Here is a 15,857-nt window from a genome sequence, read left to right on the forward strand (position 1 = left end):
TCCAACCCGTATTCAAAGCGCCTCGCCCCTCGGCGCGTTCAGCACGGCAATTTAGCCCCGCCATTCCTAATTCACTTCCCGCCAATGCCCGATGCGCGGTGCGCAATCAAGCAAACATACCCTTCTATCGCCCGACAATCCCGATTGTCCGGCCACTTTCCCCGATTTACTGCGGTGTTGGCGTCAACCAAACGGCAGAAGGGACGTCACATCATTCCAGGTGACCACCACCATGAAGATCAGCACAAAGGCAACGCCGGTGCGATATGCCCATTCCGTCGCCATCGGCCCCACCGGTTTACGGCGGATCGCTTCGGCGGCGTAAAAGGCAAGATGCCCGCCATCGAGTGCAGGGATTGGCAAGAAATTGATGAATGCCAAATTAAGCGAGATCAGCGCGGCGAAACTCACAAAGGAAACAAGGCCTAAGCTGAGCTGTTCACCGGAGTATTTCGCGATCTTAATCGGGCCGCCCAATTCTTTGATTGAACGGTCGCCGGTTAGGATCTGTTTTATCCCCGTCACCATCATGCCGGTAATCTCCCAGCATTTGGCTGTCGCCAATGGGATCGATTCGAGCACGCCGACATCTTCAAAGACATATGCACGCCCCGGCCCCACGCCGATTTTCCCTACCGCGCTTTGATTGCCGAAACCGTCAATTTCATCAACACGGGCCGTGGTGAGCGGAATATCAATTTCGGCCCCATCGCGCAGAACGGTAAAAACCATCTGTGTGCCCGGATTGATCAAGACGACGTTGCGGACATCATCAAAAACATCGATTTCATCACCGTCGATAGCAACAATTGTGTCGCCCAACTGCATCCCAGCATCGCGAGCAGGAGACACACCGTCATATTCGCCAAATTCCCCAACCATGCGCGAATCTTCATCGCCTGCCACAACCGGATTGCCGATAATCGCATAAAAGGCGGCGAAAATTCCGATCGCCACAATCAAGTTCGTGACCGGTCCGGCCGCTACGATAAGAGCACGCCGCCAAAGAGTAGCGCTTTGAAAACTGCCATCATGGCGCGCAGGTTCAATTGGCGCATTAGCATTTGGAATGCTCGCAGGGTTCATATCGCCCTTAAATTGAACATATCCGCCCAAAGGCAACCACGACAATTTCCAACGGGTGCCGTGCTTATCAGTGCGCCCAATTAGCTCATTGCCGAATCCGACCGAGAACGTCTCTGCCTTCACTCCAAGCCACCGGCCCACGAGATAGTGCCCCAATTCGTGCACAGTGACCAAGGGGCCAAGCACCAATAGGAACCCGGCAAAATACATCCAGAAAGGGGGCGATTCAAACAAGGGTGCTACTCTCCAGAGCGTCGCGGGCGCGTTGGCGCGCCTCGCCATCAATCGCCAGCACCTCTTCCGAAGTGCCCGGCGCAGCGGCGCTATAGCGCGCCAATGTCTCTTCTACCACTGCGGTAATGCGGGTGAACCCAATCTGACCGGCGAGAAACGCTTCGACCGCGATTTCATTTGCCGCGTTCAAAACAGCAGGCGCCGCCCCGCCCGCCTCAATTGCTTCTCGGCAAATGCGGGTCGCCGGAAACAGTTCTTCGTTCGGCGCTTCAAATGTCAACGAACCAATCGCCGCCAGATCGAGCGGCGTAAGCGGTGTCTTCATCCGATCAGGGTAGGCCAAACAGGACGCGATCGGCACACGCATGTCCGACGGGCCAAGTTGAGCCAAAACCGATCGGTCGCGATATTCGACCATGGAATGAACGATGCTTTGCGGGTGAACGATAATCTCAATGTTATCGAGGCCCACCGGGAACAAGTGATGCGCCTCGATAAATTCGAGGCCTTTGTTCATCATGGTTGCGGAATCGATGGTGATTTTCGCGCCCATTTCCCAATTGGGATGTTTCAATGCCTGTTCGCGGGTGACCGATTGCAGCTGCTCACCGGTTAAAGTCCGAAACGGCCCACCGCTCGCAGTGAGAATGATCCGGCGCACGCGACCAATATCGTTGCCGGCAAGGCATTGGAAAATCGCATTGTGTTCGGAATCGGTAGGCAGCAATATGGCCCCCGCCCGATCGACCGCCTTCTTTAGAATGTCGCCAGCAGAGACCAGCGCCTCTTTATTCGCCAATGCAATAGTGCCACCGCGCTCCACCGCCGCCATCGTCGGCGCAAGGCCAGCGCAACCCACAATCGCCGCAACTGTCATATCCACCGATTGCGCCGCCGCATCGCACAAAGCCTGCGCCCCGCCTGCTGCCTCGACACCGCTGCCGGCCAAGGCTTCACGCAATTCTGGTAAACAGGTTTCATCGCCGACGACCGCAATCTTAGCGTCAAACTCCACCGCCAATTGGGCCAGTTCCGCCGCAGAACAATTCGCGGTCAGCGCCTCAACCTGCCAATCGTCGCGATTGTGACGGATAAGGTCCAGAGTCGAGGCACCAATTGATCCTGTCGCACCCAACAATGACAAGGATCGCGTCATATTAGGCGAGGCCAACAAACGCGGGCACAACCGCAATCATGAAGAGCACGAAGAAGACCGCCAAAAATCCATCCAACCGATCGAACACGCCGCCATGACCTGGGATCAGATTGCTAGAATCCTTCACATTGGCACGCCGTTTCATCCAGCTTTCAAAAAAGTCACCAGCTTGGGCAATGATGGCGATGACAATGCCCGTTATCAAAGCACCGCCGATACTGCTTAAACCGTATCCAGGCACAAATGCGCCAGGGCCAATGTCCATCATCTCTCCGGCAACGCACACGATGCCCGCTGCAACCGCGCCACCCGCAAGCCCCGCCCAAGTCTTGGACGGACTAACCGAAGGGGCAATGCGCGGCCCGCCGATCAAACGGCCGGAGAAATAGGCACCCACATCGACCGCAATGACCGGAATCAAAAACACCACGAGAACGGCAATCATGTCGTAATTCAACCGCACCTGAACCATCGCAAGGGCAGCCGCACCGACATACAGAGCGCCCATAAATTGCCATGCGACTTCGGAAACGGCCGAACCGCCGAATTTGCCGACGATCAAATTCCATTCCCACAAGACCAAGCCAGCGAGCAAAACGACGAATCCGATCCACAACCATCCACCGAAATACAGCGCGATGATCGATACACCCAACATCGCAACAGCCGAGATAAACCGGACGAGCAAATCATTCATTGCGCCCGACGGTACCGCCTCTGTTTCGCTCTTAACGTCCCCCATACCGGCGCTCCCTTTGTGCAAAATCATCGAGCGCGCGTTCTAAATGCTCGGGTTTAAAATCTGGCCAAAGCGTGTCTACAAACAACATCTCCGCATAGGCCGCTTGCCATAGAAGAAAGTTGGAAAGCCGGATTTCGCCGCTGGTGCGGATCAACAGGTCGAGCGGGGGAAGCCCCGCTGTGTCCAAATTATCGGCAATGCTTTGGGTCGTGATCGATCCCTGCTCTGCCGCTTTCATAGCGGCACGGGCGATTTCGTTTTGCCCACCATAATTCAACGCCACGGCCAATTTCCGCGTGCCATTGGCGGTCTGCTCCAAAGCGTCTTCGAGCATTTCGACAATGTCGGGGGCCAAGGAACGCCAATCTCCGATGATGTTCAATTGCACATCATTGGCGACAAAATCGGGCAAGTCAGATTTGATGAACTTTCGCATCAAATTCATCAGATCATCGACTTCGGTTTCGGATCGTTTCCAATTTTCAGAGCTGAAGGCGTAAAGAGTGAGGCAATCAAGCTCCATCGGCTCCAGACCGCGGACCAAGCGTCGTACCGCTTCGACGCCGCGTTGATGGCCGATGGCGCGCGGCAGGGCTCGCTTTTTCGCCCATCGTCCATTGCCGTCCATGATAATGGCCACATGGCGGGCACGGCTAGACGCGCGCTTTGGCGCATCGGTATTAGTGCCTGAGGAGCTGTCGCCGCCCATCTGCTCTACCCCTCCTATCCGTCACTTCCGTCGAAGCGACGATTCTTAGCCTTACTGGGTAAGGATTTCCTGTTCTTTCTTATCGGCCGCCACGTCAGCATCGGCGACGAATTTGTCGGTCAACTTTTGGACCTCGTCTTCCATCCGCTTGCGTTCATCCTCAGAGATTTCTTTCTTCTTCTCGTCGGCCTTTAGGCTTTCCATCGCGTCACGACGGACGTTGCGAATGGCGATCTTAGCTTTCTCTGCATACTGCCCAGCAAGCTTGGCCAATTCCTTACGCCGTTCCTCCGTCAAATCCGGCATAGGCAGACGCAGTGTCTGGCCATCCGTCATCGGATTCAAACCAAGGTTTGCGTGCGCAATTCCTTTTTCGACAGCGGTGATGTTGGACTTGTCCCACACCTGAACGCTCAACATACGGGGCTCTGGTGCGGATACTGTGGCCACTTGGGAAAGCGGCATCATTGCCCCATACACTTCGCACATCACGGGATCGAGCAGTGCGACGTTTGCGCGGCCTGTGCGCAAGCCACCCAGATCACCCTTGAGCGATTCCACCGCGCCGTTCATCCGGCGTTCGATATCTGCCTTTTCATATTGCGGCATGGATCAACTGTCCTTCTGTACTATTGTCTGTGTGCCTTCGCCCGAAAGGACGGTGGCAACATTGCCTTTTTCTCGAATTGAAAAGACCACTAACGGAATGTCGTTCTCGCGGCAAAGCGCAACAGCCGTGGCGTCCATAACTTTCAAATTGTCCGACAGCACTTGATCATAAGAGATCCGATCAAATCGCGTGGCATCGGGGTTGTGCTTGGGGTCGCTGTCGTAAACGCCGTCGACGCTGGTGCCTTTAAGCAATGCGTCGCAGTTCATTTCCGCCGCGCGCAACGCCGCGCCAGTGTCGGTGGTGAAAAACGGGTTACCCGTGCCCGCGGCAAAAATCACAATCCGCCCCTTCGCCAGATGGCGTTCAGCGCGACGGCGAATATACGGCTCACACACTGAAGACATTGGGATCGCCGATTGAACCCGCGTCTGCACACCCAATTGCTCCAAGGCGTTTTGCATCGCCAATGCGTTCATCACCGTGGCCAACATGCCCATGTAATCGCCGGTTGTCCGGTCGAGCCCTTTGGCCGCTGCCGAAATTCCGCGGAAAATATTGCCGCCGCCGATCACAAGGCAAACCTCGATCCCGCTATCCTTGGCTGCTTTCACCTCTTCGGCCAGCCGCGCAACATAGACCGGGTCGATCCCGTATTCCTGTTCGCCCATCAAAACCTCGCCCGAAAGTTTGAGCAGGACGCGCTTAATTTCAGGAAGTGCCATTTGGTGAGATTCTCCGGTGCAGAATTGCGGACTGTGCAGCCTCTATCGTTAGGGTGCGCGCCTGCCAAGGGGGCCGCAAAGCAATTGGAGAAGGAAAGTTTGGCACAACCGTTCTGTCATTTTACGGATTTTGACGCTTGCACGATCGAACCCAGATGGTCGAAACGGTTTTCCTATGAGAGCTTTCTTAAAAAACCGTCGGTTACGAACCCTTTTGGCAATCGTGGTGATTGTTGGAATCGCGGTGTTGGCGAAAGCGTGGCACGACACGATGCGCGACCCAGTGGTCCAACGGATAACAATCGAAAGCAGCGGCCTGCCCGATAACACTGATGCGGTCAGGATTGCCTTTCTCACGGATATCCATGTCGCCGGGCCGGACATGCCGCCATCGCGATTGAAACGGATCGTCGCTCAAGTGAACGCGATGGAGCCGGATCTTGTTGCCATCACCGGCGATTTGGTGAGCGAAAAGATGACAGCAACCACGATCTATTCACCCGAAGAGATCGTTGCACCCTTGGCGGAATTGCGCGCCTCATACGGGGTTGCGATTGTGCCGGGCAATCATGATCATTGGTTTGATTGGCCTGCTTTATCGGCGGAGTTGGCGAAGCATCCCAACATCTCTGTGATCGAAAATTCCGCCCTCCAAATGGGACCATTTGCCGTGGGCGGCGTCGATGACGATTTCACCGGTCGCGCCGATATCGCCGCGACCACCGCCGCAATGCAGAATTTGTCGGGCGTGCGCCTATGGCTATCACACAGCCCGGATATATTCCCGTCTGTCCCGGTGAACGCCGACCTTGTCTTGGCCGGCCACACCCATTGCGGCCAGATCGCCTATCCTTGGGGTGGATCGCCGATGACCATGTCCGATTTTGGCGACAAATTTGCGTGCGGAGTGAGCGAATTACACGGCAAGACACTGATCACGGGCGCTGGACTGGGCACAAGTTTGCTGCCCGTGCGATTGTTCACTCAGCCTGAGGTTTGGTTGATCGAAGTGCGCCCGGCGGGACAGTGACGGCCAAGAACCCGCACGGTTTCAACGCGGCCTGCGCCCAAATTTGAACGCATCAGGCTCGCATATCTTTGGATGAGCCGAGGCATATGTGCGAAGTGATGCTGGCAACTTGCGGCAAGACACCCAACACATCGGCATGGAATTTCTTATAACGAGCAAGGCTGTCGACCTCGACCCGCAAGAGGTATTCCACCGAACCCGTGATATTGTGGCACTCACGCACTTCTTCGGCTGCGCCAATCGCTTGTTCGAATTGTCGCGCGTCTTTCGCTAGATGCATCGATAGGCTCACGGTTACGAATATCGTGATTTCCCCGCCGAGACGGCTGCGATCCAAAATCGCCCGATACCCTTTGATGTAGCCCGATTGCTCAAGCTCCTGCACTCTTCGCAAACATGCGGACGCAGACAGACCGACCCGATCCGCCAAGCTAGCGTTGCTGATTCGGCCATCGAGCTCAAGCTCACGCAAAATTCTTCGATCTTTATCGTCCATTGCAGTAGAATATTCGAAAAATGATCACCCAACAAGGAACTTCACAAAGATATTCGCCGCATCTCGCCTTAAAATTGCTTCGAGAGATATTTTGAGAAGAGGGTGAGCAGCAATGACAAATCAAAATGGCGTCGAGACCGGGGTTAAACCTCTGGCGGAATATGGCATGTCTGCCGAACGCGGATTTCTTTGCGATTATGATGCCAGTCTAGTGGAGCTTCCCGGAGCATGGAACGATGCGGCGAAAGTCGCGTTGCGATTGCCGAATATCTTGCCGTCGGGCAGCGCTCGAAGCTTCCTCAAAAGGCATTTGCCAGATCCCGCCGACTTGCCAGACGCCGCGACGCTGACGGATCAACAGGCGCGAATGGCGACAGTCCATTACAGTTTTATGGTGCAGTCTTACGTTTGGGGCGGGCAGACTCCTTCAGACAGCCTCCCTTCTTGCCTGGCCGTTCCGATGGTCGGTCTGGCCGACTGTCTCGATCAACAACCATTGCTAACCTACAGCTCGTATGTGCTCGACAATTGGTCTCTCATTGACCCAAAAAAGCCATTGGCTCTCGACAACATCCAGATGATCCAGAATTTCTTGGGCGGCCGTGACGAAGCGTGGTTCGTCCTTGTGCATGTCGCGATCGAGGCGTGCGCAGGCCAAGTTCTCGATCGTTTTTCCGGTATCCTGAGCGCGGTGGCCAATGACGACCCAGATTTGCTGGAATCGCTTTTGGTGCAAACGTCTCAAACATGGGCACAGATCAATGCTCTGTTCGATCGAATGCCCGAAAGCTGCGATCCATACATCTACTTTGAACGGGTGCGCCCCTATATTCACGGTTGGAAAGACAACCCGGCATTACCCGATGGCGTCATCTACCATGGCGTCGAACGGTACGGTTCGGCGGCGCAGGCGTTCCGCGGCCAAACTGGCTCTCAATCTTCTATCATTCCCAGCATGGACGCATTGCTAGGCGTAGGACACGCAGCCGATCCATTGCGCACCTTTCTGGATCAGTTGCACGCATACCGGCCATTGGCCCATCGTAAGTTCGTCGAAGACGTGCGCGAACACAGCACGGTTCGTGACTTTATCAAGAATGCGAAATCTGGCGGTTTGAACGCAGCCTATAACGCGAACATTCAAGCGATGGCCGATTTCCGCACCCGCCATCTCGAATATGCGGCCAGCTACATCAACAAGCAGGGCAAAAGAACGGACGGAAACGACACAGAAGTCGGCACCGGCGGGACGCCATTTATGCGGTACCTTAAGAAACACCGGGATGAGACGCGCGCGAACCTGCTTTGATTGCGATTGCGCGGGGTCTTGCGTTCAAATTGGCCCGCTAGATTGAGCAGCCCAAATAAAAAACGGCCGCCGCAGTGGATCACTGCGGCGGCCGTAATTTCTTGGCTGCGTAGAGACGCTAAGGCTTAGCCTTTCAACGTCGCCGCGACTTCCGCTGCGAAATCTTCTTCTTCGACTTCGATGCCTTCGCCCAATTGGAAGCGAACGTAATCAGTCAAGACGATCGAACCGCCAGCGTCTTTACCCGTTTTGGCAACAACATCAGCAACGCTGGATTTGTTGTCCATAACGAACATTTGGCTGAGAAGAGCGTTCTCTTTTGCAAACTTTTTGATCGCGCCTTCGACCATCTTTTCTTGCACATTTTCTGGCTTGCCGCTTTCGGCCGCCTTTTCTTGTGCGATGGCGCGCTCACGCTCGATCACGTCAGCGTCAAGGCTGTCTGCGTCCAACGCTTGTGGGAACATCGAGGCGATGTGCATCGCAAGCTGTTTACCGAAAGGCACCAGAACGTCGTCGCCAAGGTCGCTTTCCAAAGCAACCAAAACGCCAATCTTGCCGAGGCCTTCGGCTGCCGCGTTGTGAACGTAAGAAACGACCGCGCCGCTTCCAACCGAAACGCTCTTGATCCGGCGGATCTGTTGGTTCTCACCAATCGTAGCGACGTTGTCGGTCAATTTATCAGCGATCGATCCACCCGTTGGATAATCGGCAGCTTTAAGAGCATCGACATCGTCCGAACCCAATACAAGAGCGGCCGCCGTCGCGTGACGAACGAAATCTTGGAATTTGTCGTTCTTCGCAACAAAATCCGTTTCAGAGTTCACTTCAACAGCAACGCCCTTAGTGCCTTCGACGGCCACGCCAACAAGACCTTCGGCCGCGGTGCGGCTGGATTTCTTTTGTGCGGTCGCAAGACCTTTGGCGCGCAAACCGTCAATCGCGGCTTCGATGTCGCCACCGGCTTCAACCAGTGCTTTTTTCGCGTCCATCATGCCAGCGCCAGTTTTCTCGCGCAGCGTTTTCACATCGGCGATAGTGAAATCGGCCATGGTGATTTCCTTTGTAAAAATGTGTGGGCGCCGGGCCCCGCTTGGGAATGCCCGACGCTCTAGTTAGGGTTTGTGACGCCCGCCTGACACACAATGGTGACGTGCGCCCTTTGTCGAATGCTTAGGCAGTTGGTTCGGCAGGTGGCGTGTCCATCGCGCCGAAATCTTCGCCCGAATCTTGAACAGCGCCGCCTTTACCTGCAGTCGCCGCATCGCCGATCGCACCGCAGTACAAACGCACAGCGCGCGCCGCATCGTCATTGCCCGGTACCGGGAATGCAATGTTCGATGGATCAACATTGGTGTCGAGAACCGCGATCACTGGGATGCCGAGAACGGCCGCTTCTTTGATAGCCAGGTCTTCTTTGTTGGCGTCGATTACGAACATCACATCAGGAATGCCGCCCATATCGCGGATACCGCCAAGCGACAGTTCCAGCTTGTCACGCTCACGCGTCAGCTGAAGAACTTCTTTCTTGGTGAAACCGCTGGTGTCGCCCGAAAGCTGCTCTTCAAGGGTCTTGAGACGCTTGATCGAACCGCTGATGGTTTTCCAGTTTGTGAGCATCCCACCGAGCCAGCGGTGGTTTACGAAGTGCTGACCGCATGCGCGAGCTGCTTCGGCGATCGGCTCTTGCGCCTGACGCTTGGTGCCAACGAACAAAACTTTACCGCCAGCACGAACGGTCGATTCAACAAAATCGAGAGCGCGCGCAAAAAGCGGAACAGTTTGCGACAGGTCAATGATGTGAACACCGTTGCGGTTGCCGAAAATATACGGCTTCATCCGCGGATTCCAACGGTGAGTTTGGTGGCCGAAATGTGCGCCGGCCTCGATCAATTGCTGCATGGTAACGGTGGTAGCCGCCATGGGTATTTCCTTTCCGGTTGTTCCTCTGGAAGGCATGGAACCGTTCAGCGGAGTTCCCGCAAACGGCACCGGTATGAAGCGCCTTCCATGTGAATTTCGCCAAAAACATCGGGATGATTCGCATCCAATGTTCCTTGCGAGGCCGCGCCATTAGCGCCCTTGAAACACAAAATCTAGTGCAAACCGCATGAGTCGGAACACAAGTGGAACAAAAACGCTTGACTGGTGAGAACACTTATAGAACAAAGGGTGAGAACAAAGATTGAACACTCCGATTTGAGAGACACGACATGCCCGACCTTATCGCTCTGACGCTGACCTGTTTGTTTGTCATCACCGGCGTTGCCACGGCATTGAGCTTGCTCGACAGCTGGCTGCGCGGTTCGAATGCATACACCGTGCTGAAACGAGAGCAGGCGCTTTTGAACGCGGGTTTTTTGCCTCAAGTGGGCGCGAAGGAAGTTCGCCTTCGTAGGCCTGCTCGTCGGACATTGGCAGCGGCAAAGCGCGGCCAGAATCGCCGCCTGCACCTCCCTGCGACATCACCCGTTACACAACTCGCCAGTTAAGGTTTTTTAGGCAGCTGCATCTGCCGCGCGGCGCCGTTTGATCTTTCCATATTTGATCAACGCGTAGGGGATCAGTGCGAGGTACCCGACGCTGATCGCGGTCAAGGACCACCATGGTTCCAACAACATCGCGGCAAACCCAATTGCAGCAAACGCCAACAGCGGAAGCCGGATATCACGGCGAGGACGGATGGCCGCCCAACTGAGCGTGGCCATGTTGGAAATGAGCAATACCGCGATAAGGCTCATCCAAATCGCCAAGACGATGGGATCGCGGAAAATCGGCATCCCTGTTTCAATCCAAAGGTAGCATGGCGTAAACGCCAACCCTGCCCCAACAGGCGCAGGAACACCGGTTAGGAAACCCGCCGATTGGTGCGGTTGATCCTCAACATCGATTTGAGCGTTGAAGCGCGCCAATCGCAGCGCGCAACAAATCGCAAAGGCCAACGCCGCGAACCAGCCGAACCGGTCCAGATCTTGAAGCGACCACATATAAAGAATGAGAGCCGGAGCCATCCCGAAAGACAGCGAATCCGCCAAACTATCCAACTCTGCACCAAACCGAGATTGCGCATTAAGCAACCGCGCGATCCGGCCATCGACGCCGTCGAGCACACCGGCAAGAGCGACCGCAAGCACCGCATAGGCCCACTGCCCTTCAATCGCGAAACGCACACCTGTTAGGCCTGCACACAAAGCCGCGGCCGTGATGGCGTTGGGCATCATCGCCCGCAGCGATAGACGTCCCCCCGGTGAAACTTGCGCATCTTCGCCTTCATCCGCTTTCGGTCCGACACGCGCGGTCATTGATCCGGGCTTTTTGCCCTTGGCCCGTTCCGTCACGAGCCGGTCCCGCATCCATGCGAGTTCAAAGCGGGACCATGCGCTATTGCGCTATCCCTTCGAGCAACGCCGCCGCACCGCGCTCGGCGAGGATAGTTTCGCCCGCGACGATCTTTTGCCCCATCAAAACCTTAGGCTCTGTCCCAGCCGGCAAATACACATCAACCCGGCTACCAAATCGGATAAGGCCGATGCGTTGCCCCTTAGCGACGGTATCGCCCGGCTTTACAAAAGGCATGATCCGGCGCGCGACAAGGCCAGCGATCTGAGTGAAACCGATTTGCAAACCATCGGTCCGTTCAATCAAAATATGCTGACGCTCATTCTCTTCGCTGGCTTTGTCCAAATCCGCGTTCACAAACTTGCCCGGAACATACACGACCCGGCGAACGGTGCCCGCAATCGGCGCACGATTGATGTGCACATCGAAAACACTCATGAATATCGAAATGCGCGTAACCGCCGCCGACGAAAGTCCGGGATGGCCCGACCCATCGTCAATTTGCATCTCAGCGGGCGGCTCTACGGTCTTGATCAATGTGACCAGTCCATCCGCAGGCGCGACAATGGCGTCATCCGCTTGGGGAACCACGCGTTCGGGATCACGGAAGAACGCGAACACACCGAGAGATAGGAACAATAGCGGCCAACCGAGCAAGCCCCAGCCAAAGAACATCGGGACAAGCGCAATCGCAACGGCGATCACACCGTATTTGCGCCCCTCTGGATGGATTGCGGGCCAGCCCCAGCTTGCTTCGCCGCGACCTTGATTATCGAGAATTTCACCTGCCATGTTTCGGCATCTAGGCATTGGCGCCCTCGCCCGCAAGCAAGCTTAACACTCAAGCCGCAATTCAACGGTGGGCAACCGCCCGAACCGACAGCCTCCAAGCCGGCAACGCATTCACACTTTAGTGAGATGTTTACCCTAAATCCAAAGTCACAAGAGCGACTTAAACGCGCAGCACAATGCAAGGGCAGCGATCACAGCAATGACAACGGCTTCGGTTCAAAAACCAACCACTGCGCCATCGATCGGGCGCGATGCGGATGCGCCAGCTATTGTCGCCCGCTGGTTTGGGGAACTTCCGATTCTAGTGATCGGCGGCGTCCTAATGGCTGTGTGCCTTACGCTGCTTGCGATAAACGGGGTCAATCCCGGTATTGGCGGCATTATCGCCAACGCACAGATTTTCTTCATGTTTGTGGTTGTGCTTGCCTGCTGGGATGCCGCACGTTCTCTGTATCGCGATCGCCCTGATAGCCCCGTCGCACATCTAAAAGCGCGATATTCAACCGACAGTTTCAAACGCACCGTAGCCGCCGGTTTACCCATGTTGGGCGTGGCGGTGGTGTTGCTGCCGTATTTTTCGAAAATGAAGTCGGCGATACCTTTGTTTAACGACTACACGTGGGACAGCGCCTTTATCCAATGGGACCGCGCGATCTTTTTCGGCCATGATGCGTGGGAAGTTTTACAGCCGATTATTGGCTATCCCGTCGTCACCGCTTTCTTGGCACTGCTGTATCAATTGTGGTTTTTGCTGCTGTATCCGGGGGTTATGTTCTTTGCCTTTGCGAAGATCGACAGCCAGATCCGTCGGCAATTTTTCCTAACCTATGTGCTTAGCTGGACCCTGATCGGCGGCGCGATGGCCACCGCGCTGGCCTCTGTCGGCCCTTGTTTCGTGGGCCCCATGTTGGGCAATTCCACATTCGATGCTCAGATGGCGTATTTGAACGCGGCGAACGAACAAATTCCAATCATGGTTCTGCCTGTCCAAGAAATGCTGCTTGAATGGTATGGTCAGGCCGAGAATGGCTTGGGCAGCGGCATCACCGCTATGCCCAGCATGCACTGCGCCATCGCCTTCCTTTACTGGATTGCGGTTCGTCGGGTTTCATCCAAATGGGGCGCGTTTTTCGGCGTGTTCTTCTTTGTCACGTGGGTGAGCAGCGTTCACCTCGCCTATCACTACGCGGTGGACGGTTTGGTTTCATTGCTCGCAGTGGCGGCGATTTGGACATTGTCTCATCGCATCATTGCAGCGTGGGACAAGTGGACCGAAAAGAACCCGGATCAGGCCATTTTGCGCACAAACACGGTGCCCGCAGAATAGCCTGCACCAAAACTGCAAATCAGACCGTTATCGCCCTGTGCCAAGTCATCTTTGTGTTTATGAAACGCGATGATTGATCCGGCGCTTGATGTGTTGCCATACGTGTCCAACACGGTCGGGCTTTCATCATCGTTCGCTTCGTGGCCCAGCACACGTTGAGCGATCAGGCGGTTCATCCCAGCATTCGCTTGGTGCAACCAAAGACGGCGCAAAGTGGCAGGATCCATTTGTAGCTTTTCGGCCTCATCAATGATCATTTGTGCGACCATGGGCACGACTTCTTTGAAAACCTTGCGCCCCTCTTGCACGAACAATTTGTCCGCGTTTTGGGAATTCTCTGGCGCGGCCCGGTTTAGGAAACCGAAATTGTTGCGAATGTTGTTGGAGAAAACGGTTTTGAGCTTGGTGCTTAAGATTTCCCAATGATCCGCCGGCGCCATGCTGGAATCTTCAACCAAAACCGCCGTGGCAACATCGCCAAAAATGAAATGGCTGTCCCGGTCGCGCCAATTGAGGTGGCCGGATGTGATTTCCGGGCTAACCACTAGGACACTCTTGGCATTACCCGCACGGACATAATCCGCCGCCGTTTGGATCCCGAATGTCGCAGAAGAACACGCAACATTCATATCAAAGCCAAAGCCTTCAATGCCCAAAGCTTGTTGGATTTCGATTGCCATCGCCGGATATGGCCGTTCCATATTGGACGCCGCGCACAAAACCGCATCCACATCTTTGGGGTCGCGCCCTGCCCGTTCCAGCGCTTGGCGCGCGGCCGTCACGCCGATCTCTGCCATCATCGAATGTTCGTCATTCCCACGCTCATCCCAACGCGGCGTCATAATATCCGGATCAAGAATAGGCGCCTTGCTCATCACGTGGCGCGCTTTGATCCCACTCGCCTTTTCGATGAAGCCAACCGATGAAGGGGCCAGAGCCTCAATCTCACCAGCGGCGATCTGATCTGCGTTCGCGGCGTTGAACCGTTCGACATAGGTGTTGAAGCTATCAACCAGCTCTTCGTTGGTGATCGATTCTTGCGGTGTGAACAGGCCGGTTGCGGATATGACCGGGCGGCCGGTTAGGGATAGTGAGTCTTGCATGGTTCGCACGAATAGGGGCCACCCATAAACCTCGCAAGCCCAAGGTTTCGAAACGCGGCGTCTTGTCGCCTCTGCAATGCCGCTCTAGCATCGGCTTATGGGAGAGAACATTTCGCACGGCCCCGGGCCGGTACGCCCCGAATTGGTCACGCCGGAATGGCTGACCGATCGGCTTTTCCTTGCCGAAATGATCGATGAACAACGTGTGATTGGAATAGAATATCGGCCCATTGGCACTGGCCAAGTGGGCGATTCGATCCGTTTCACACTCGAATACGACCGCGACGGATGCGGCCCATCGACCATCGCCGGAAAATTTGCCGCCAGCGATCCCACCAGTCGTGGAACCGCCCAGATGATGAATCTCTATTTGCACGAAGTGTGCTTTTATCGAGATTTTGCCCAGCACTTGCCTGTCAACACCCCCAAACCCATCCACGCCGCCATCGCTGCCGACAACGGCGATTTCGTCTTGTTGATGGAAGATTTGGGCCCCGCCCGGCAGGGGGACCAATTGTCGAGCTGTTCGATCGACGATGCGCGCCACGCCATTATTCAGGCCGCCGCGTTTCACGGACCAAGCTGGGGAAAGCCGCAATTCACCGCTGCAGCCGAAATTCAGCCCGATCCGCAAATTCGCGCAATGGCCAAATCGCTGTATCCAACATCGACGACCACATTTCTGGAACGATATTCAAACGATCTCCCTACTGAATTGATGGGCATCGTCGCGCGGATGGGTGAGTTGGCCGACCCCATATTTTCACGTGACGCTCCGCATCATTGCCTCGTTCATGGTGATTTTCGGCTCGACAATATGTTGTTCGATGCAAAGGGCGGGAAGGACCCGTTGTCGATTGTCGATTGGCAAACATTAACGCCCGGAGATGGCGCGGTTGATATCGGATATTTCCTTGGTGCTGGAACGGGTTCAGAGCTTCGCCGATCCGCAGAAGACGAATTGCTCAACTTGTATTGCGCGGAGATGGCAAAGCACGGCGTTGCCTTAGGCCGGTCGGACATTGATCACGGATACCGATTGGGCGCCATTCAGGGGGTATCGACCGCCGTGTTTAGCGCCGCCAACGTCGTGCGAACCCCGCGCGGCGATGCCAACTTCCTTTCAATGGCCCGTGGCGCGCTGGAGCTTGTTCAGGATACGAACGCTCTGGACCTGTTTGCAAACCCATAACCGTAAT

The 15,857-nt window shown here is 55.5% G+C and carries 17 protein-coding genes; 5 read left to right on the forward strand and 12 right to left on the reverse strand.

The features are described from left to right. Positions 1-183: 183 nt before the first annotated feature. Genes rseP through pyrH form a run of 6 tightly spaced genes read right to left on the reverse strand, consistent with a single transcriptional unit; the run spans position 184 to position 5,262 of the window. Complete coding sequence (gene rseP, locus BQ8290_RS14335) at positions 184-1,320, reverse strand: RIP metalloprotease RseP (protein ID WP_443112327.1); 1,137 nt, start codon at positions 1,318-1,320, stop codon at positions 184-186. Beyond that, a complete protein-coding gene (locus tag BQ8290_RS14340) occupies positions 1,313-2,476 on the reverse strand; it encodes a 1-deoxy-D-xylulose-5-phosphate reductoisomerase (protein WP_108791425.1) in 1,164 nt (387 codons plus the stop codon). The genes rseP and BQ8290_RS14340 overlap by 8 nt, the downstream gene beginning before the upstream one ends. Before the next feature lies 1 nt (position 2,477). Beyond that, entirely contained in the window at positions 2,478-3,218 is a 741-nt protein-coding gene (locus BQ8290_RS14345) for a phosphatidate cytidylyltransferase (RefSeq protein ID WP_108791427.1), read from the reverse strand. Then, complete coding sequence (gene uppS, locus BQ8290_RS14350; protein ID WP_108791429.1) at positions 3,205-3,927, reverse strand: polyprenyl diphosphate synthase; 723 nt, start codon at positions 3,925-3,927, stop codon at positions 3,205-3,207. Before uppS ends, BQ8290_RS14345 begins: the two co-directional genes overlap by 14 nt. 51 nt (positions 3,928-3,978) lie before the next feature. After that, complete coding sequence (gene frr, locus BQ8290_RS14355; protein ID WP_108791431.1) at positions 3,979-4,536, reverse strand: ribosome recycling factor; 558 nt, start codon at positions 4,534-4,536, stop codon at positions 3,979-3,981. A 3-nt stretch (positions 4,537-4,539) separates the two neighbouring features. Further along, positions 4,540-5,262: a UMP kinase gene (pyrH, locus tag BQ8290_RS14360; protein ID WP_108791433.1), complete on the reverse strand. Its 723-nt coding sequence runs from the start codon at positions 5,260-5,262 to the stop codon at positions 4,540-4,542. A 226-nt stretch (positions 5,263-5,488) separates the two neighbouring features. Here pyrH and BQ8290_RS14365 point away from each other — a divergent pair, with 226 nt between their 5' ends. Next, on the forward strand, positions 5,489-6,292 hold the full coding sequence (locus BQ8290_RS14365) for a metallophosphoesterase (protein WP_337661447.1): 804 nt from the start codon (positions 5,489-5,491) through the stop codon (positions 6,290-6,292). A 52-nt stretch (positions 6,293-6,344) separates the two neighbouring features. On the opposite strand, the gene BQ8290_RS14370 is transcribed toward BQ8290_RS14365, so the two are convergent. Continuing rightward, complete coding sequence (locus BQ8290_RS14370; RefSeq protein ID WP_108791437.1) at positions 6,345-6,788, reverse strand: winged helix-turn-helix transcriptional regulator; 444 nt, start codon at positions 6,786-6,788, stop codon at positions 6,345-6,347. Positions 6,789-6,900: 112 nt separating this feature from the next. On the opposite strand from BQ8290_RS14370, the gene BQ8290_RS14375 reads away from it, so the two are divergent. Continuing rightward, positions 6,901-8,097, forward strand: a complete 1,197-nt coding sequence (locus BQ8290_RS14375; RefSeq protein ID WP_108791439.1) for an indoleamine 2,3-dioxygenase — start codon at positions 6,901-6,903, stop codon at positions 8,095-8,097. 125 nt (positions 8,098-8,222) lie between these two features. Here BQ8290_RS14375 and tsf read toward each other — a convergent pair whose 3' ends face one another. Both tsf and rpsB read right to left on the reverse strand, forming a co-directional pair. Continuing rightward, positions 8,223-9,149 carry a translation elongation factor Ts gene (tsf, locus tag BQ8290_RS14380; protein ID WP_108791441.1) on the reverse strand — a complete coding sequence of 309 codons (927 nt, stop codon included), beginning with the start codon at positions 9,147-9,149 and terminating at the stop codon, positions 8,223-8,225. A gap of 121 nt (positions 9,150-9,270) precedes the next feature. Next, entirely contained in the window at positions 9,271-10,020 is a 750-nt protein-coding gene (rpsB, locus tag BQ8290_RS14385) for a 30S ribosomal protein S2 (RefSeq protein ID WP_108791443.1), read from the reverse strand. A gap of 290 nt (positions 10,021-10,310) precedes the next feature. On the opposite strand from rpsB, the gene BQ8290_RS14390 reads away from it, so the two are divergent. Beyond that, positions 10,311-10,589: a hypothetical protein gene (locus BQ8290_RS14390; RefSeq protein ID WP_108791445.1), complete on the forward strand. Its 279-nt coding sequence runs from the start codon at positions 10,311-10,313 to the stop codon at positions 10,587-10,589. A 6-nt stretch (positions 10,590-10,595) separates the two neighbouring features. On the opposite strand, the gene BQ8290_RS14395 is transcribed toward BQ8290_RS14390, so the two are convergent. Both BQ8290_RS14395 and BQ8290_RS14400 read right to left on the reverse strand, forming a co-directional pair. Then, positions 10,596-11,399, reverse strand: a complete 804-nt coding sequence (locus BQ8290_RS14395; protein ID WP_108792465.1) for a CDP-alcohol phosphatidyltransferase family protein — start codon at positions 11,397-11,399, stop codon at positions 10,596-10,598. A gap of 79 nt (positions 11,400-11,478) precedes the next feature. Next, the gene (locus tag BQ8290_RS14400) at positions 11,479-12,228 is read right to left on the reverse strand and encodes a phosphatidylserine decarboxylase (protein ID WP_108791447.1); all 750 of its coding nucleotides are present in this window, start codon (positions 12,226-12,228) and stop codon (positions 11,479-11,481) included. Between the two features lie 199 nt (positions 12,229-12,427). Between BQ8290_RS14400 and BQ8290_RS14405 the strand changes: the two genes are divergently transcribed. Further along, a complete protein-coding gene (locus tag BQ8290_RS14405; protein ID WP_108791449.1) occupies positions 12,428-13,555 on the forward strand; it encodes a phosphatase PAP2 family protein in 1,128 nt (375 codons plus the stop codon). On the opposite strand, the gene BQ8290_RS14410 is transcribed toward BQ8290_RS14405, so the two are convergent. Continuing rightward, positions 13,516-14,658, reverse strand: coding sequence for a beta-ketoacyl-ACP synthase III (locus BQ8290_RS14410; RefSeq protein WP_108791451.1), 1,143 nt, complete (start codon positions 14,656-14,658; stop codon positions 13,516-13,518). The two genes, BQ8290_RS14405 and BQ8290_RS14410, sit on opposite strands and share 40 nt — an antisense overlap. Positions 14,659-14,755: 97 nt before the next feature. Between BQ8290_RS14410 and BQ8290_RS14415 the strand changes: the two genes are divergently transcribed. Further along, the gene (locus tag BQ8290_RS14415) at positions 14,756-15,850 is read left to right on the forward strand and encodes a phosphotransferase family protein (RefSeq protein ID WP_337661448.1); all 1,095 of its coding nucleotides are present in this window, start codon (positions 14,756-14,758) and stop codon (positions 15,848-15,850) included. Positions 15,851-15,857 lie beyond the last annotated feature (7 nt).

This window comes from Erythrobacter sp. Alg231-14, from assembly GCF_900149685.1.
In the GTDB taxonomy this organism is placed as follows: Bacteria; Pseudomonadota; Alphaproteobacteria; order Sphingomonadales; family Sphingomonadaceae; genus Erythrobacter.